The 17,684-nt window shown below is 46.3% G+C and carries 13 protein-coding genes; 8 read left to right on the forward strand and 5 right to left on the reverse strand.

The features are described 5' to 3' along the window. From QUA34_RS03040 to hppD, 4 genes are all read left to right on the forward strand, one after another. Window positions 1-1,320, forward strand: a 1,320-nt coding sequence (locus QUA34_RS03040; protein WP_333384031.1) for an APC family permease, incomplete at its 5' end; no start/stop codon positions are given. A gap of 42 nt (window positions 1,321-1,362) precedes the next feature. Then, the gene (locus tag QUA34_RS03045) at window positions 1,363-2,772 is read left to right on the forward strand and encodes an NYN domain-containing protein (RefSeq protein WP_333384034.1); all 1,410 of its coding nucleotides are present in this window, start codon (window positions 1,363-1,365) and stop codon (window positions 2,770-2,772) included. 83 nt (window positions 2,773-2,855) lie between these two features. Further along, window positions 2,856-3,563: an SDR family oxidoreductase gene (locus QUA34_RS03050; protein ID WP_333085141.1), complete on the forward strand. Its 708-nt coding sequence runs from the start codon at window positions 2,856-2,858 to the stop codon at window positions 3,561-3,563. A 408-nt stretch (window positions 3,564-3,971) separates the two neighbouring features. Continuing rightward, window positions 3,972-5,033: a 4-hydroxyphenylpyruvate dioxygenase gene (gene hppD / locus QUA34_RS03055; RefSeq protein ID WP_333384036.1), complete on the forward strand. Its 1,062-nt coding sequence runs from the start codon at window positions 3,972-3,974 to the stop codon at window positions 5,031-5,033. Between the two features lie 20 nt (window positions 5,034-5,053). On the opposite strand, the gene QUA34_RS03060 is transcribed toward hppD, so the two are convergent. Further along, window positions 5,054-5,587 carry a GNAT family N-acetyltransferase gene (locus QUA34_RS03060; protein WP_333322199.1) on the reverse strand — a complete coding sequence of 178 codons (534 nt, stop codon included), beginning with the start codon at window positions 5,585-5,587 and terminating at the stop codon, window positions 5,054-5,056. Next, window positions 5,568-7,697 carry a diguanylate cyclase domain-containing protein gene (locus QUA34_RS03065; protein WP_333384039.1) on the reverse strand — a complete coding sequence of 710 codons (2,130 nt, stop codon included), beginning with the start codon at window positions 7,695-7,697 and terminating at the stop codon, window positions 5,568-5,570. The genes QUA34_RS03060 and QUA34_RS03065 overlap by 20 nt, the downstream gene beginning before the upstream one ends. 598 nt (window positions 7,698-8,295) lie before the next feature. Between QUA34_RS03065 and QUA34_RS03070 the strand changes: the two genes are divergently transcribed. Next, the gene (locus QUA34_RS03070) at window positions 8,296-8,982 is read left to right on the forward strand and encodes an HAD family hydrolase (RefSeq protein ID WP_333384042.1); all 687 of its coding nucleotides are present in this window, start codon (window positions 8,296-8,298) and stop codon (window positions 8,980-8,982) included. A gap of 181 nt (window positions 8,983-9,163) precedes the next feature. Here QUA34_RS03070 and QUA34_RS03075 read toward each other — a convergent pair whose 3' ends face one another. After that, complete coding sequence (locus tag QUA34_RS03075; RefSeq protein WP_333384045.1) at window positions 9,164-9,775, reverse strand: CPP1-like family protein; 612 nt, start codon at window positions 9,773-9,775, stop codon at window positions 9,164-9,166. Between the two features lie 243 nt (window positions 9,776-10,018). Continuing rightward, the gene (gene pgeF, locus QUA34_RS03080) at window positions 10,019-10,897 is read right to left on the reverse strand and encodes a peptidoglycan editing factor PgeF (RefSeq protein WP_333384048.1); all 879 of its coding nucleotides are present in this window, start codon (window positions 10,895-10,897) and stop codon (window positions 10,019-10,021) included. A gap of 570 nt (window positions 10,898-11,467) precedes the next feature. On the opposite strand from pgeF, the gene QUA34_RS03085 reads away from it, so the two are divergent. The 3 genes from QUA34_RS03085 (at window position 11,468) to QUA34_RS03095 (ending at window position 16,728) form a co-directional block, all read left to right on the forward strand. Next, complete coding sequence (locus tag QUA34_RS03085; RefSeq protein WP_333384051.1) at window positions 11,468-13,231, forward strand: peptidoglycan DD-metalloendopeptidase family protein; 1,764 nt, start codon at window positions 11,468-11,470, stop codon at window positions 13,229-13,231. A 74-nt stretch (window positions 13,232-13,305) separates the two neighbouring features. After that, window positions 13,306-15,666, forward strand: coding sequence for a hypothetical protein (locus QUA34_RS03090; protein ID WP_333384054.1), 2,361 nt, complete (start codon window positions 13,306-13,308; stop codon window positions 15,664-15,666). Between the two features lie 171 nt (window positions 15,667-15,837). Further along, entirely contained in the window at window positions 15,838-16,728 is an 891-nt protein-coding gene (locus QUA34_RS03095) for a glycosyltransferase (RefSeq protein ID WP_333384057.1), read from the forward strand. Between the two features lie 196 nt (window positions 16,729-16,924). Here the strand turns inward: QUA34_RS03095 and ribE are convergent, their stop codons facing one another. Beyond that, entirely contained in the window at window positions 16,925-17,638 is a 714-nt protein-coding gene (gene ribE, locus QUA34_RS03100) for a riboflavin synthase (RefSeq protein ID WP_333384060.1), read from the reverse strand. Between the last annotated feature and the right edge of the window lie 46 nt (window positions 17,639-17,684).

Genomic DNA, 17,684 nt, shown 5'->3' on the forward strand with positions numbered 1-17,684 from the left:
TCCACAACAAACAAATATTTTTGTGCAGGCATCTTGCCTAGTATATTTATGTCTTCACCACTGCTGAAGCGAGAGTTAGGTATTTTCGGCGCAACTCTCATGGGCCTGGGCTCAATCCTCGGTACCGGAGTATTTGTGAGTATCGGCATTGCTGCGGAAGTTGCGGGGCCGGGAGTGATTTTGGCTGTAGGTATTGCGGCTTTAGTGGCTGTTTGCAATGGCCTTAGCAGCGCTCAATTAGCGGCAAATCATCCTGTTAGCGGCGGTACTTATGAATATGGCTACAAATATCTCAATCCTTGGCTGGGTTTCACTGCCGGCTGGATGTTTCTGTTGGCGAAAACGGCTTCTGCGGCTACTGCTGCTTTAGGTTTTGCGGGGTATTTTTTAAATGCAGTTGGTGTAGCCGATCGCACTTACCTGATCCTAACAGCTTTATTCGCCCTCGCCACCCTCACTTTAATTGTATTGACGGGAATTAGGCGATCGAATATTGCCAATACTGCCATAGTCTCAGTTACACTTCTATCCTTAGCGGTGTTTGTTGCGGTCGGTTTGCCAGAGGTAAGGTGGGAAATGGCCACCGTACAGAATGATAGCTCGATCGGCTCCATCCTCCAAGCCACCGCCCTGATGTTTGTCGCTTATAGCGGTTACGCCCGCATCACCACAATGAGCGAGGAAGTGCGGGAACCGAGGGAAACCATTCCCAAAGCCATAATTTTCACTTTGGTGCTGACAATGCTGCTTTACGTCGGGGTAGCAGTAGTTGTCGCGGGCGCGGGGGGAGCCGATAAATTGTCTTTACAACCAGGCGGCACGACTGCACCCTTGGAAGTCATCGCCCGCAGTTTCCCAATTCCGGGAGTTTCTCAACTGCTAGCCGTCGGCGCCATTACCGCTATGTTGGGAGTTTTGCTGAACTTAATTTTAGGGCTGTCGCGCATCTGGCTGGCGATGGGGCGGCGCTTGGATATGCCGAGAGTCTTGGCGCGGCTGAATCCTTCGGGGACAACTCCCTACGTGGCTGTTGTGGTTGTGGAAGTTACGATCGCACTTTTAATCCTCGTCGGCGATGTCAAAACCACTTGGTCATTTAGCGCTTTTAGCGTTTTGATATATTACGCTATCACCAACCTCGCCGCGCTGCAACTTTCCCCCGCCGAAAGGCTTTATCCGCAGTGGTTGGCTTGGGTGGGTTTGGGGAATTGTCTGTTTCTGGCTTTCTGGGTGGAGAGGGAAATTTGGCTGACAGGATTGGCGCTGATTGCCGTCGGTTTAATTTGGCGGGCGATCGTCCGACTCCCGGCGAGAAACTAGAAGTGTGATAAATTGAAACAGCATCCCGCATTGTAGAGGGCCATGCCCGATCGAACTCCCTTGCTGGCGACTCAAGAATCTCTTGCATTCAGCGCCATCAGTCGCTATATAGCTCAAACCCTAATTACCATTCAGGAACAGCATCCCGAATGGATAGCTGAAAAATATAGGAAAACCCCCTGGGCTAAACCTGATTTTCAGTCAGTTTTGATTGGAAAATTGACAAAAAGTTTCACTGTAGCCAGCGATACAGATTCCCTGCTGCTGACTGCAAAAAAATACCTACAAATTCTGCTGGTTCCAGAATTCGTTAATTCACCTCAATTCAGCAAATTATTTGCCAAAATTCAGCAGCTAGCCCAATCTCAAACAGCACCCGCTAAATCACAAAACTCAGTTTCGTCCAAACCTCCCACTCCCACTACCAATCAAACAAATTCACTTCCTCTCGGCATTGCTATCTTGCTGCTAGATGTCGAAAACTTGCAACTCACCATCGAAACCGAAAAATTCCTAGAGGGAATTTGCCACTATCCCATCCAAATCAAAGTCGCCTTTGCCAACTGGCGCAGCATGGGCAAAAAAGATGCCGAATTTCACCAGCGCGGCTATCAACTAATTCACGTCCCCCCCGGCAAAGACAGTGCCGACTTAAAAATGGCTACAGTCGGCGCATCGATTTTCGTACATTATCCCACAGCCAAAGAGATTTTTGTCTGTTCGTCTGATCGCGCCCTCACTCACCTCAGCAATACACTGCAAGCCCACGGACTAACCGTATTTCAAGTCCGCAAACAAATAGATAAAATCATAGTTTTAAACAGCAAAACCGGACAAGTTGAAACCCATTCCCTTGTAACCCTACCGGAAATTACACCTCTCGAAGAATTAGTTATTCAGCTCAAAGAATTAATCAAAAAAGAGCAGAAACGCACCTCAACTCAGTGGATAAAACTTTCCACTGTTTCAGCTTTATTTAGAGAAAATTACGGCTTAGTCCTCAATCAAGTTGTTGCCCATCATTTGCTCGGTACTAAGACCAGGGATATCTTTCTGAAATATCCCACCGATTTTGTCCTCCACAAACCATCAGAAACTTCTCAAACTTATGTCACTCTTTTTGAAGTGAGATTGTCGCCCCCACCGCCAATACTAAGCCAAGAAAATCTGAATAACCACCAGGCAGCCCCTGCAACTTTGACAGATATTAATTCTCTGGAAGACTTGGAAAGAGCTCTTGTCAAAATCGTTGGCGACTTAACCGACAACTCTCCTGACAATTCTGTATTTCTCTCCAATGTAGGCAGCGAATTTCACCGACAATACGGTAAACAAATTACCCAAATAATTAAAGATTTTAATCTCGGTAGGAAATTTACTAAATTTTTGCAATCCTGCGCTTCTCTCCAGCTAAAAAAAGCCGAAAAAGGCTGGCAAGTTTCCCTCAATTAATTAAAAATTAAAATATATCAACATCCCCATTACTAGCAACTTGAGTTATCATACAATCTGGACGTAAAGAAATGTAAAGGGATATGCACGACAAAGTTGTGGTTGTGGTGGGTGCGACTGGCGGCATCGGTTCAGCAGTGGCCCGGAAACTTGCTGATGCGGGTGCGAGGCTAGTGCTCGCCGCCAGAGACAGCAGTAAATTAGACGCTTTAGCTAGCGAAATTTCGGCAACAGAGGTACTGTGCGTGCCCACAGATATCACCGATTTGCCACAAGTCGAGACGTTGATGCAGACAACTCTGGAACATTTCGGACAAATTGATGCCCTCATAAACGCCGCTGGTGCCGGAATTCTCAAGCAGTGGAACAAGTTAGAACCCGCTGATTTAGATGCAATGCTTGACTTGAACTTAAAAGGCAGTTTTTACACGTCTCAAGCAGCGGCGAATGTGATGAAAGAGCGTAAATCCGGCCACATTTGCAATGTCATCGGGATTTTGGGCAAGCATTCGATGGCGATGGGAACGGCTTATTGCGCTTCAAAGTTTGGGGTAGTTGGTTTCAGCAAGTGCATGGCAGATGAGCTGCGACGCTACGGCATTAAGTTTACGCTATTCTATTTTGGCGGGGTGGATTCTCCGTTTTGGGATAATGTGAGTTTGAAGGTAGACAGGTCAAAAATGCTGAGTACCGAAACTGCCGCCAATGCGATTATGTTTGCTCTTTCGGCTGACCCGCAAGCTGTGCCGATGGAGATTAATATTCAGCCGGAAAGTCATTTGTTCTTTTAGCTATTGAGGAATGATTTGAAGGCAGAACGCAGCGGAAGCTGAAGGCAAGAAAAATTATGATATTTTTAGGTTTGAGAACTTGTACAGCACTTAATTATGTAGGGTGCACGGGCTGGCGCACCTTACCCCTATAATTCGCGCGTCAAACTATTTGTTTTTTGCGTAAGTCCTTTTGGCGAAGGCGTCGCGGCAAACCCAAGTTATCCCAGACACCGGGTGTCTTTTCTTTTAAGTGCTGACGTATTTCTGCCTTCAGAGGGAGCTAGGATATTCAATCTTTAGGTTATTATTAAGTGGGCGCCCAATAAAAAGTATGAAAAATATCCATTACTCAGTCTCTACCTTGCAATTTTGCCTTGAAAATCAGCAGATTTTCCATTTTTCAGTTTCCATTTTCAATTATTGATTATGGAGTTCGATCGCATTCAATTTTACGTTGAAAACGCTAAAGTATCCCGCGACTGGTTTGTCGGCAAGTTAGGCTTTCAATCAATAGCAGGTTATGCCAACAGCCACACTCACACTGAAGTTGTCAGCAGCGGCAATGTATGTTTTGTTTTATCTTCGCCTCTGACACCCGCTAGTCCCGCTGCTAGTTGGTTGAAGTTTCATCCTCCAGGGATTGCCGATGTGGGTTTTCGGGTAAAAAATATTGAATTAGCGGTAGCTAGAGCGGCTGCTGAAGGCGCTAAAATCCTGGAACCGATTCAAGAAGACCTAAACGCAGGAGGCTATTTTAAGCGGGCAAAAATCGCGGGCTGGGGAGATTTAAGCCATACGATCGTGGAGCGAATTGGCAGCCATTCACTGCTATCGGCTTCGGATAAGCTGCCGTTGTTTACCCGGATTGACCACGTAGTGTTAAATGTTGAATCGGGCGATTTGTCAAGTGCTGTTAGTTGGTATCAAAAAATATTAGGTTTTCAACCGCAGCAAAATTTTGACATTCAGACTGAGAAATCGGCTTTGCGGAGCCAAGTTATGGTGCACGCTGAAGGTGGGGTGCAATTCCCGATTAATGAACCGGCATCAGCTAATTCTCAAATTCAAGAGTTTTTGAGCGCCAATCGGGGGCCGGGTATTCAGCACATGGCTTTGCAAACTAATAATATCGTGGGGGTTGTTGCCGATTTGCGATCGTGCGGTTTGCCTTTTCTGCCAGTTCCTCCAACATACTACTCCGAATTACAGCAGCGGCAAAACTATTTGCCCGCAGATTGGCAAGCAATTGCAGCTTGTCAAGTTTTGGCAGATTGGCAAGAAGATACTCCTGCAGCAATGCTGCTGCAAATATTTACCCAGCCAATTTTTGCAGAACCGACTTTCTTTTTCGAGATTATTGAGCGCCGAGTTAGTTTAGTTAACGGGAAACAGGTGCAAGCTGGAGGTTTTGGGGCGGGGAATTTTCGAGCTTTGTTTGAGGCAATTGAACGTGAACAAATGAAGAGAGGAAGTTTGATAGATGATTGATAAAACTTCCACTTTTTCGGTCATACAGGCGTGTTAATCAGCACTGCGATGTCTTTCCAACCGTAGGCAATTTCTTTGAGTGCAACTCCTGCTCTACTTGTTTGCTGTTCCTCTACTTTTTCACCTCCTAATAATTCATAAAACTTATAGGCTGGATTGTCTCCTAGTACCCAAACTAGCATCGAGTTCAAACTTAATTCTGCCAATTTTGTGGCAACTGTTTTCACGAGTTGCCGTCCAATTCCTTGACGCTGATATTCCTCCAAAATATAGATGGCAAATAATTCTCCTTTATATACATATTTGCCTGTGCGCTCGCAACCACCCGCAGCAAAACCCACAATTTCTCCCGATTCATTCTCAGCAAGGCAGACAAAAACGCCAGTCTTTTTGACGTTTGCCAGGATTTCTTGCCAATTGCTTTCTCGCTTTTCATAGGATAACTGTGCGAGGTAATTTGCTGGTACAATTTCCCGGTAAGCTGTGCGCCAAGTATCTAGATTCACCCGTGCGATTGCAGGTGCGTCAGCGATGTTAGCTTCTCTCACAATCATCAGAACATACTCCTTTCGGGCCCTGAAATTCTATTTTCAAGTCTAGGGCAACTATACGATCGCGTCCTTCTAGTTTAGCTCGATACAGCGCTCGATCGGCCTGTCCAATTAACTCCTCGATCGATAAACCAGCAGCAGGTACAGTAGTAGCGATACCCATACTGAGAGTTATAAACTTACTTACCTTGGAAGCAGCATGAAAAATTTCCGCTGCTTTCAAATCGCTGCGAATTGCTTCAGCTACCCGCTTTGCTTCTTGCACATCAGTTCGCGACAAAATTACCGCAAATTCTTCGCCACCGTAGCGGCCGGCTAAATCTCCTGCCCGCTGAGCGTTGCTAGCTAAAATCTCGGCTACTTGTTTTAAACATTCGTCGCCTCCTTGATGCCCGTAATGATCGTTGTAAAGTTTGAAAAAATCGATATCGCACAAAATTAAAGATAGCGACTCTTTTTCTCGCTCCATCAACTGCCATTCTAACTCCAATTTTTTGTCAAAACAGCGACGGTTGGGAATTTGAGTCAATCCATCCACCGCAGCGAGGCGCTGCAATTCCATGTTAGCTGCTTGTAATTCTAATTTGGCTTGTTCTAAAGCTAAGTTTTGCCGAGCTAATTCTTCACTTTGGCGTTTTTCTTGTTCGTACAAAAAGCGGATTGAAGCTTCAGCTTCTTGCAATTCTTGCTCTGCATATTTGCGCTTGACAAATTCTCCTAATTGAGAACTTACCACAGCTATGATCTGAAGTAAATCTTGATCTGGTTGCAGTTCTTCCCGGCAAAAAAAAGTCATTACTCCTACAACTTGGCTCCTAGCGTGAATGGGGAAACCGAATCCCGATCGCAATCCCGCTTCCTCGGCCAAGCGCGATCGCACGAAATTGGGATCGCCCACAAGATCAGTAATCCACTGCGTACAACCGCTTCTGGAAACCGCTCCCGGCAAACCCTCACCCGCAGCAAAAGTAATCTGCTGGTCGTTTTCGGCAAACTCCCTAACTTCCTCCGCTGCCTGCCAAACGGCCACCCGCCGCCAACAAGGAGTTTCCTCGATCGGACAGCAAAGCGGCAGGCACCAAAGCGGATCTGTTTCAGATTTTATTTCCTCACCCAATCTAGTTTCTTTCTCCGCCTCAGCAGGCGTCCAAAGTTCGCCAAAATCCCACCCAAAACTTTGGCAAATAGCTTGCAAAATTTTCGGAGTGGCGCTATCTAGAGAAGTTGATTCTGACAGGATATGAGTCACAGCATACTGTGCTTCTTGACACTTTTTTATGCGTTGTTGCTTGGTAATGTCTTTGCCGATATAAACAAAATCTTGTATAACCCCGCTATCTCCATCCTTGCTTCCTGGGCTTGTCTCGAAAGTAGAACATGAAAACGCAACAATCAGCTTTAAACCTATTTTCGTTTGGCAAGCTACTTTTACTTGAGGCCAATATTCGCTTTTAAGTGCAGGAGGTAGCTGGCTGACTTTGCGTAACAATTCCTCCTCTGCCGTAATCATGGATATGGATTTGCCAATTAATTCCGATTCGGTATATCCAAATAATTGCTGTGCAGCTTTATTCACTTTTTTGATTTGGCCCGATGTTCCTGTTACGAACAAAACATCCCCTAGGGAATTAATAATTTTGTCAATATAATCGCCAGCCGCCGCTAAGTTATCGCCTTTAATACTTGTTTTATTGGCAGCCTGAACAATGGTTGGCTGAGATCCAATGCTATCTGTCACATCTTCGCATAACATAATCAATCTGTCAGCATTGGCTTGTCCTTTACAACCAAAAATGTACAAATTTAGATACAAATAAGATCCGTCTTTGAGAACTCGGCTAATTGATTTTAACTGACAATCTTGCTGTCGTTCTTCAATAATATCTTCAAGGATTCCTTCAATTCCGATTAGTTCAGGAAAACTATCGCGCACGTCTTTTCCTTCGCCTACTTCCTCATGAATGTAGGCAAAATCTTGCACTTTCAAAGATATTTCTTTAATCTTAAGATCCCGATCGACTGTGAGGTACTCAATCCTGCGTAAGGATAACAGCTTATAAAGAAGAATATTAATACTTCTGGGGCTGCTCTCTACAGTTAATGTGGGAAGCATCTCGTTATTGTAGAGCATCTCTCTCAAAGGTTAGCCGGTAAAGTTAGTTGTTGTTTGGATGCGATTTCTCATGGGAATTTTTATCCTGGCAAATGTCATCACCTGTTACCGCTGGCTAATTTATGCAAACAGTACACTTTGGATTCTCCAAGCAGTTTTTTGCTTATTTTAAAAATGGGGTCAAATATTAATTGAACCAAATTTTTTTGAGAAAACGAAGTCAAAATCAGCCTCGATTGAGGTTGAGATTTATGAACAATATGTAGCGGTTTACACTATTTGTGCGGCACATTTTAATTTTAAATTCCCCGATATGGCTGACAACCGCTCAAGTTGAGGAACAGCACAGTTTAATTCAAATGTTTGCTTTAATTAGCACCATTCCTATAGACCTTACCTCCCCTGGGTATTTGTGTCAATTTTTGTAAAGAAAGTGTTACCTTTAAATGATATATAGCCTTTCTCAGTAACATGAGGTGCACGCTTGATAAGCGGGCATAGGGCATAGGCCTCCGTGGGCATAGGGCATACCTCACCAAGATTGAGAACTGCTATAGTATCGAAGGATTTGTATAAAAGCTTAAAAATACTCTGCTAAATGCTGAGACTTATTACCGACTTTGACGGCCCGATTATGGACGTGTCCGATCGCTACTACCGAGTTTACCAGTATTGTCTCGCCGAGACTAAGCGTTCGGGCCAACCAGTGCGAGAACTCCCCAAAGCCGAGTTTTGGGACATGAAGCGCGCGCGGGTTCCCGAAACCGAAATTGGCATTGTCTCAGGATTAGACGCAGCCCAAGCCCGCGATTTTGCCCAGAAACGCCGTCAAACCGTCCACACCCTACCCTACATGATTTATGATCAACCAGTTCCCACCGCTCTGGAAACTCTCGAAAAGGTGCAGGGCGCTGGAGTAGACTTAGCGGTGATGACCATGCGCCGTGTTAGGGAACTAGATGAAGCCTTCAACCGCTGCAATTTAGGGCATTTTTTCCCAGAAAACCGCCGCTATTGCCTCCCCAACGATTACGTTAAAACCGGGGATGTCAAAGATAAGCCGTTGTTGATGGCAAAAGCTCTTGCCGAACTGCCTCCGGCTTCTGACACTTGGATGGTTGGGGATACGGAGGCAGATATTATAGCAGCAAAGACGCACGGTGTCAAGGTAATTGGTGTTTTGTGCGGAATTCGCGATCGCGCCCAACTAGAAATGCACCAACCGGATTTAATTGCTAACAATTTGAGCGAAGCAGTTGAGATTATTTTAGGTCACAAAAATTAGTCATTAGTCATTAGTCATTAGTCATTAGTCATTAGTTATTAATTGTTAGTCATTAGTCATTAGTCATTAGTTATTAATTGTTAGCTGATGTTATTGGTCGGAGGTCTTGATTCCACAGTTATTAGTGGTTGGCTGCTGACTAATAACTGCTGACTAATAACTGCTGACTAATGACTGCTGACTATCGCAGAAAACCGCTGACCAGCCACAGAATTAAAAACGTAAACAAAGCGATAAATTTCTCTGTTGTTATAAATGCCGGACTGACCAAAGAACCCAAAAATCCTCCCAGCAACAAGCCTATAACCAAGCCAGCCACAGTCAGCAGCACGGCGCGACCAAATTTTTGTTCCTTGCGATTAATAAAATAAAGACAAGAGCCGACCCCAAGAGCCAGAGTCAACTGTAGTAAACCATCATTAGCCGCCGGATAAATACTCAGTCCGCCTAACCCCACATACACCCCAGCCGGCCACAAAATGTCTGATCGACTAGGAGTATCGATTAGCCGCTGCAACCAAGCTGGGCTGCCACTAGGAGGAGAGGGAGTAAAGCTTGGGGGTGGGGGAGTCAGCCGTTCGGGAAAGCGGATGCGTTCAGGTACTTTAATTTTCCCTTCCTGTCGCTGCCGCAGGCGATCCATGAGGATCGCGTCGTAAGCTGCTTCGAGCAATTCCAAACGTTTCTTGTCACCGCTGTACTGCTCAGCTAGGCGCGTGCGGGCCTCTTGCACTTCATCAAAGGAAGCATCTTCATCGACTTCAAGAAGTTGATAGGGAGTTGGCTCACTCATGGTAATAACCCGCTGAAGACTCTCGTTATAGAGTAATCTTAACAAGAGAGGAAAGCGGGGCGGGAGCTCTGCCGCTTTCCCAAAAGTTTTGCTGCTAGTTTTTGGTGCTTTAAAACAGGAACCAGCAAACCTTACGAAAATAGAAACTAGAAGGCATTTGGCATTCGTAAATAAAAAATAATGAATCCAAAGATTGTTATTTTTATCTTGGCCGTCTAAAATTTTACCTTCTGCCAAATGCCCTCAGAAGGGACTTGTCCTGCTGGAACTCACAATTCCCGACCACTGGACTTTTTTAAGTCGATCGCGGCGGTAGGAAAAAAAGCGAGCCGAGTCAGAATAAGTACAGAAAGGAGCGATCGCCACTTGAGAAACATCGATTCCCAACTGCTGCAATTGCAGAGCATTGCAGAGGCGAACATCCAAGCGTACTTTTCCCGGTTCTGGATCGGCTAAGACAGGCGTTTCCGGCAGTTGGTGCAAAAACTCTAGAATGCCGTCGGCTGTCGCACTAACGCCACTCTTAGGAGCAATGGTGGCTCCCAGTTCCGCTGCTACTTCCACAGATACCTGGTAAACCTCTCCAGCGATCGCCGGCCCCATAGCAATCTTCAGATTTTCTAGTTGACTGCCTTGTGCCACAAGTTGAGCGATCGCCTCTGGTAATATCTTAGCAGCAGTCCCGCGCCAACCCGCGTGAACTGCCGCAACCAGTCCCGTGCGATCGTCAGCAATCAGCACCGGCACACAGTCAGCCGAGCAAACCCACAGCGCCTCCAATTCTCGATGGGCAACCAAGCCATCAGCCTCAGCATAGCTTGGGGCAGCGGTTTCCGGGCCCGGAGCCACAACCGGGGACAACTCAGTGGTTTTGAGTACCGCATTGCCGTGTACCTGTTGGAGTCGGTAAACCTTAGCTCCAGGTTCCAGAACTTCCGTCAGATCGATCGGCCCCTGGGGCGAGAAATCGCGAGTAAAAAAGCCGTGAGACCAGCGAGAAAGCAAGCTGCAAGTCAGATAGGGCAAGCCTTCAGAACTCTGCCAGTCCCAACTGATACCGTCAGGCTGTCCGCCACACTCAGAGTCAGGAAAATTTGTCAAGCGATCGCCAGCTACAGTCATGAAACCTATCCTTACCCAAGCGAATCATTTAGCTTGTATTCTAAACAATCAAAAATTTTGTCCGCGAATTTTAAAGGCAGGGCCAGCTTTCAGGAAAAAATCGCGATGAGTAGGCGGTTTTAGGACAACTCACATCTTGCAGCATTCTCGCTCGCACAGGCTTTCCGGCCTGTTCCACAAAGAGTAGATTTTCTTGTGGGGAGTAGGGGTTGGGCAGGAGAGTCCGCCCTGAAAAGATTATTGAGAATGGTGCAATATTTCAGGACGACCGACAGCGCAGAAATTTTGCAGAATCTGACAAATATAGGCAACTAATTAACATAGACGAACGCCAAAGCGCTATCATCAGTGTGGCCCTAAGACACTTTTACGCAAGTGCCATCGGGATCAAAAAAACCGGATATCGATCGCGACTGAATGCGTAAAGCATTTGAGCTTGTTCTATGTGCAAAAAAAATTGCCTCAAGCCCGGTAAAATCAGTTAGGCCTGTATATAAAGACAAGGATTGCCATACATTCGATCCTGACTTCGAGATCCTTGTGCCCCCTGTTGAGTTGGGAAAAAAAATCGTGAAACCAGTTCCAGACAAGCAAATAACAGCCCCTTTGAACACCAAACAGCAAAAAAAGAACCCTACAGGCGCCCGGACTCGATCGCGCCTTTTGTCCGATCGCTCACTGCTGGTGGGACTGGGTTGCCTTGCCAGTCTGGGACTGCTCAGCAAAGGCTTAGTTTGGGCCCAAGCCGAAACTCCGCCCGCAGAACAAGCCGTCCCCGGCGCAGCAGACCTCCAGCCATTATTTGAAGCTCCTCTCCCGCCCCCGGAACCCGAATTTAGCCAAGGGTCGCCGGAACCCTACCCTGAACCGCAGGCAGAAGTTCCGCCGTCGGAGCCTTTCGATGCCGCACCGCCGTCAGAGCCTGAGTACGCCAGCGAATCACCTCCGACCCAATATTATCTGCCGGAACCCGCGCTGATTCCCCTGCCAGAAGCGACGGCCCAGGAGCCGCCTTTTGAAGCGCCAGTTAACCCAGCCCACGCTGAAATCGACCAAACAGACTACAGCGTTGGCGCTACCAGCGAGTACGAAGCGCCAACCAGGATAGAGTTTGCAGAACGATCGACTGGGTGCGAAGGAGAAGGCGGTTTGTGCGCGCCTCCTCCTGTTTCCGAGCCGGTGACGGCAGATGCAGGAGAACCCAACTACAGACAGGAACCTCCGATCGCAGACGACGGCTATATTGCAGCCCCTCCTCCTCGAAATCGGCCAGAAAGCCTTCCGGGCTTGGTTCGGGGAACTGTTGCCGGAAATAGTAGCGGAAATCCTGTGAGTAAACTCGGTCAAGCCGTTCAACAAATAGGCAGCCAGGTTTGGAGGGATTCAAACCCACCGGAATCTGCTTACGCACCCCCGCGCTACTCGGCTAACGCAGGATACTCAGCAGACACTGGATACTCGGCTAACATCGGCTACTCCGCAGACACTGGATACTCCGCAGACGCTGGGTATTATGCCGGATCTGCATCTTACAGCGGCGGCCCTCCAGCGCCCAGCATGGGACTCGGGCCGGTTCAAGTCGGTGCGGTTAGTGTCAGCAGCGGCAGCAATACCGGTTTTGCTTACTACAATCTCACACCGCGTCCCGCAGGCCTGCCCGGAAATGGCAACACCAGCTTGCTGTTTCCGCTATCTATTGCTTCGGCAATTACTTCGCCGTTTGGGTGGCGGACTCATCCGGTTATGGGCTACGGCAGGTTTCACACCGGAACTGACTTGGGGGCCCCGATGGGAACGCCCGTACTGGCAGCCTATGCAGGTCAAGTGGCGATCGCCGATTGGTTGGGCGGCTACGGTTTGACGGTGGTTCTCAACCACAGCAAAAAGTCTCAGGAAACTCTCTACGGCCACCTTTCGGAACTGTTTGTGAAACCGGGAGAGTGGGTGAAACAGGGAGAGACGATCGGCCGCGTCGGCAGTACGGGAATGTCTACAGGGCCTCACCTCCACTTCGAGATCCGGCAAATGACTGACCAGGGTTGGGTGGCGATCGACCCGGGCTCTCAACTAGAATTCGCTCTGGCAAAAATGATCGGCAGTTTGGAAACCGCCAAAGTACCGCAAATGCCGAAAATGGTGGAAATACAAACCGCTAGCGGACTCAAGGATTTGGAAAACGATCTGCCCCAGCTTCCACCTCTGCCGCTGGGAATGGACATCGAAGTTCACAACCTCCAGCCACCATTCCCAGAACTGTTAAAAGCTGACATTTCTAAGCCCAAAGATACTGAAGCAGTCAAACCCAAACCTCAGAAGCAAGCTAATAACAGGTAAAAATTGGGGATTGGCTAGATAAATTTTCTTGTGGAACGGTCGAAAAGCCCACCCCACAAGAAAATTTATGTTTTGTGCAACGAGCTCGCGTGTTCGTTACTTTTCCTCGTTACCAGGCTCTTTCGGGTAACGAGGAAAAACTGATAAAAAATGGTAACTTGCAGCTTATGCTAATAGCGCAGCATTTGTGGGAATTAATTTTATTTCTGATTATTCTAGTCGGGCCGATTCCCTTAAGCTTGTCTCTTGCCTTCGAGAATCAGAAACAAAACAATAACTATTCATTTCCCCATTTTCTCCTCATGCTCCTGACGGGATGGAGCATTGCACAAGTTTGTATCGGCTTGATTCTAGGAAGTGCCGATCGCCTAAATATTGCTGCGGTGATTATAGCAGAAATTTTGATTTGTGCGATCGGCTTAATCCTGATTTATGCCAAAAACCACAAAACTTTTACCTTCTCGCAGTGGCAGATTCCCCAACTCAAGCAACCTTTGGGCTACTCAGAATCCCTAATTATTGTTGCCACCGCTGTTGTAGGAGTTGTGCTGTTGGAAACTCTGGCAAGCAAACCCACCACCAATTATGATTCATTGTGGTTTCACCTGCCTGCGATCGCCCGATGGTATCAAACCCATTCATTGACATTATTAGATGCCGCCGGAAATTGGATTTTTGAACAAGAACAAGCACGAGTATATCCCTACAATTGGCACGTTTTATCTGCTTTGTGTGTAATCCCATTCAAAGAAGACTTTCTCGCAGCTTTTCCCCTGCTAATTGCGTGGCTACTTGAGGGAATTGCCGTCTATCTATTAAGCGTAAAATTTGGAGCAACACGACTTCACGGTATGGCAGCAGCATCTTTAGTATTGACAGTACCAATGATGCTCAACCAAGTGAACACCATTCAGCCAGACTTACCGCTAGCTGCAATATTTACAGTGGGTTTGTATCTAGGTTTATCCTATCATAGCAGCAGAGCGCAATCCGAACTCTCCATATTTTTGGCAGCCACAGGAATGCTAGCCGGAATTAAAATCACGGGAATAATCTATGCAGCCTCACTTTTAGGAGGATTAGCAATATTAGAAATTAAAAGATTCGCGGTTAATAAAAAATCTACACCAGCTAAATTTAGAATTCGCCACTTTCTCAAACCAGTCTTGCTGTGCGGCATAGCTTGTTGCTTGCTTTTAGGAGGTTTTTGGTATGCGAGAAACTTGCTGCAAATCAATTATCCTGTCGCCGAAGTCGGCGATATTAAAGTTCCCTTAGAGCCTGTCCCCTTACCGTCTCCCATACCTCCGGTACAGCAGCCGCCCGCTTCGCCACTTCTAAAGATTTGGCAAAGCACTTTAGCAGCTCAATTTAATCCCAGCAATATTTCCCACTGGCAAACTGTCGGCTTACAAATTATCATTAGATTGCAACTGCCCTTTCTGGCGATCACACTTCAGGTATTGGCAGCACCTCTGGCTTTTATCCAGGGTAAAACCAGAATAATTAATCAAAATAATATTATTTTAATTGTACTTCTCGCCAGCACAGGAATTCTGTATCTAATTACACCTTACACGTCCGGTACTGCCGGAGAGTCGATCGGTCAACTCAGCCCTATACTCGGTTTTAACCTCAGATACGGATTTCCCTTTTTAAGCGTACTCGCCATCGCCGCCGCAGCTACAGCAACTCTCTTGAAAACTCCAAATAAATTTATTCTGGCAGTGGTTTTGGTTAGTGGTTTGTTCGGAATTACTAGCAACACAATTTTTGATTATATTAAAAATGCTTCTTTCACCGGAGATAGCATTGTTTGGGGGAGTTTGTTGATTGACAATTTTAAGTCTAACCCCATAGAATCTATTAACAGTATCGGAAAAATATTACGAACCAGTTGGCAATATATATTACCCTATCCGACATTTTATCTTGTGTCAGTGACGCTGGCTGCAATATGGTTGAAAATCAATCCTGGCTTAGGATGGCTGAATCATCTATTTCCCACCCGAAAAAAATCGATTTACCTAGTGATAATTGGTGTCTGTATAGGATTGATAGTAATTGGTCATTGGAGGGAAAAGCGAGATATTGCACGCACAGAACTGTATCGTGGTATTTACGAATATATTGATAAAAATACAGTACCCGATGGAAGAATAGGCTTCTTTTTAAGTTCGCGCAGCTACCTGTTTTACGGGAGAAATTTGGACAGACAAGTTTTATATGTGCCGTTTAGAGCCGATCGACTTTCGGCATGGATTGAAAAACTCCGGAAAAATAAAATTAGGACTGTGGGATTCGGGCCCCTGACTGGGACAAACGCAGCTACCAGAAAAGCTTTATCTTGGCTGACAAGTGCCCAAGGCCCGCTGCAACCAGTTTTCGGTAAAGATTTTAATACTGAGTCGGTGCTATATCGCTTGAAAAATTAAAAGTTATTAGTTACCAGAAAGAATTGGTTTAAAGCCCCAAGCATAAGCGGGGGAAATTAAAAGAAGACTATTCATTACTCCAATCCTCGGACTTCCAGGTAGAAGTCGCTATAAAGCGGTCAACTGTCAACTGTCAACTGTCAACTGTCAACTGTCAACTGTCAACTGAACATGAACCAAGCTAAAACTCTATTTTCAATTATTGTTCCTACCTACAATCGCCCCGATAAATTAGCGGCGTGTATTCAGTCTTTTGTTGAAATTGAATATCCGCGCGATAAATTTCAAGTTATCGTCGTCAACGATAGCACCGAAATCTCTGTCGAAAATACAATTTCGCCTTTTCAAAATCAGCTAAATATCACCCTTCTGACACAACCCAACTCCGGCCCTGCAACGGCGCGAAATACTGGATCTTTTGCCGCAGAAGGCAAATTTTTAGTGTTTACAGACGATGACTGTACTGTGGGGGTAGATTGGCTACAAAATCTGGAAAAGCGATTTGTGGAAACACCAGATTGCTTAATCGGAGGTCGAACTGTAAACGCGCTGCCGGATAACATTTATTCTACTGCCAGCCAGCAACTGATCGATTACCTTTACAGTTACTATAATGCTATTGGTGATCGCGCGCAATTTTTCACTTCTAACAATTTTGCCCTTCCCGCTGAGGCCTTCCAAAAAATCGGCGGCTTTGACACGACTTTTTCTCTCGCGGCTGGAGAAGACCGGGAATTTTGCGATCGGTGGTTGCATTCGGGCAATGCCGCAATTTACGCTCCCGAAGTTATAGTTTATCACTCCCATGCACTAACTCTTCGCAAATTTTGGAAACAGCAATTCAATTATGGTAGAGGTGCTTTTTTGTTTCAGCAAATGATCTCGAAACGCGGGGCTAATGGGAAACTACAACATCCGTCATTTTATCTGAATTTGCTAACTTATCCATTTTTCCACGCACCGGGCTTTCAAAAGCTATTAATTGCTGCATTGTTTTTAGTTTCTCAGGTGGGGATTGCTGCGGGATTGTTTTGGGAGAAAAACAATTTTGTTGAGGAATAGAGTTGGATTATTGAACCGCAGAGAACGCAGAGGACGCAGAGAGAGAAGTAAGAGTTAGTAGGGTGCGTCTCCTTTTAGCCGTCAATTATTGATAAAATAATTCGCGGATTACGCACCAGACAAATTTATTCTTTAGTCCGCGGAGGCGGACTTCGTTTGTATAGTAGCGGTTTCAACCGCCGAGTGTGATCTACGATTAGATAAATCCGTGTTCTGCTAAGAATTCTGGTGTAATTGTTCCCAAACTGTTGATTGCCGGGGTTTCTTCCCACGGTTCGGGATGGGATTTTGAGTCGCTGCGGAGAAATTTGGCGACATATTTGCCCAGAATATCTGCTTCTAAGTTTACTAAACTTCCTGGTTGTAAATAGCTGAGGTTTGTCTCACCAAAACTGTGGGGAATGACAGCAACTTCAAACCAATTGCCGTCAGCATCGCAATCGGCCACGGTTAAGCTGATGCCGTTGACGGCGATACTGCCCTTGGAAACGATGTAAGGTGCGATTTGACGTTGCCATCCCGAGTTTGCTGTTGGTGGGGCAGTAAACCGCATCTCCCAAGCGTTGGCGGTTTGGGTGGATGTCGCTAAAGTGCCGATCGCATCTACGTGCCCCGTCACGAAATGTCCCCCCAATTTGCTACCGGCGCGCAGGGAGGTTTCTAGGTTCACCAAAGCATCGGGGAATGATCCCAGAGTTGTGCGCCGGAGAGTTTCTGGCGAAGCGACGGCGACAAAACCTGGCGGCAGAACTTCCACTACCGTCAAACAGACTCCATCCACGGCTACGCTGTCCCCAATGGCTAAATCTTGTAAAATCTGGTAGGAGTTCTTTGATGTGCAGGAAATTTGGAAATAATCGTTGCCTAGCGACTTCAGCTTTCCGAGAGATTGAATTAGTCCTGTAAACATAAGTATTTTTCCGTAGTCGATCGCTTATTTACATGAAACCATAGAG

Origin of the sequence: Microcoleus sp. POL10_C6 (assembly GCF_036701585.1) — a bacterium.
Lineage (GTDB): Bacteria > Cyanobacteriota > Cyanobacteriia > Cyanobacteriales > Microcoleaceae > Microcoleus.

Excerpts from the sequence above, each read along its gene's own strand:
- QUA34_RS03065 (WP_333384039.1), bottom strand. The coding sequence starts at position 7,697 with ATGCTTCCCACATTAACTGTAGAGAGCAGCCCCAGAAGTATTAATATT.
- QUA34_RS03060 (WP_333322199.1), bottom strand. The coding sequence starts at position 5,587 with ATGATTGTGAGAGAAGCTAACATCGCTGACGCACCTGCAATCGCACGG.
- hppD (WP_333384036.1), top strand. The coding sequence starts at position 3,972 with ATGGAGTTCGATCGCATTCAATTTTACGTTGAAAACGCTAAAGTATCC.
- QUA34_RS03075 (WP_333384045.1), bottom strand. The coding sequence starts at position 9,775 with ATGAGTGAGCCAACTCCCTATCAACTTCTTGAAGTCGATGAAGATGCT.
- QUA34_RS03070 (WP_333384042.1), top strand. The coding sequence starts at position 8,296 with ATGCTGAGACTTATTACCGACTTTGACGGCCCGATTATGGACGTGTCC.
- pgeF (WP_333384048.1), bottom strand. The coding sequence starts at position 10,897 with ATGACTGTAGCTGGCGATCGCTTGACAAATTTTCCTGACTCTGAGTGT.
- ribE (WP_333384060.1), bottom strand. The coding sequence starts at position 17,638 with ATGTTTACAGGACTAATTCAATCTCTCGGAAAGCTGAAGTCGCTAGGC.
- QUA34_RS03095 (WP_333384057.1), top strand. The coding sequence starts at position 15,838 with ATGAACCAAGCTAAAACTCTATTTTCAATTATTGTTCCTACCTACAAT.
- QUA34_RS03045 (WP_333384034.1), top strand. The coding sequence starts at position 1,363 with ATGCCCGATCGAACTCCCTTGCTGGCGACTCAAGAATCTCTTGCATTC.
- QUA34_RS03050 (WP_333085141.1), top strand. The coding sequence starts at position 2,856 with ATGCACGACAAAGTTGTGGTTGTGGTGGGTGCGACTGGCGGCATCGGT.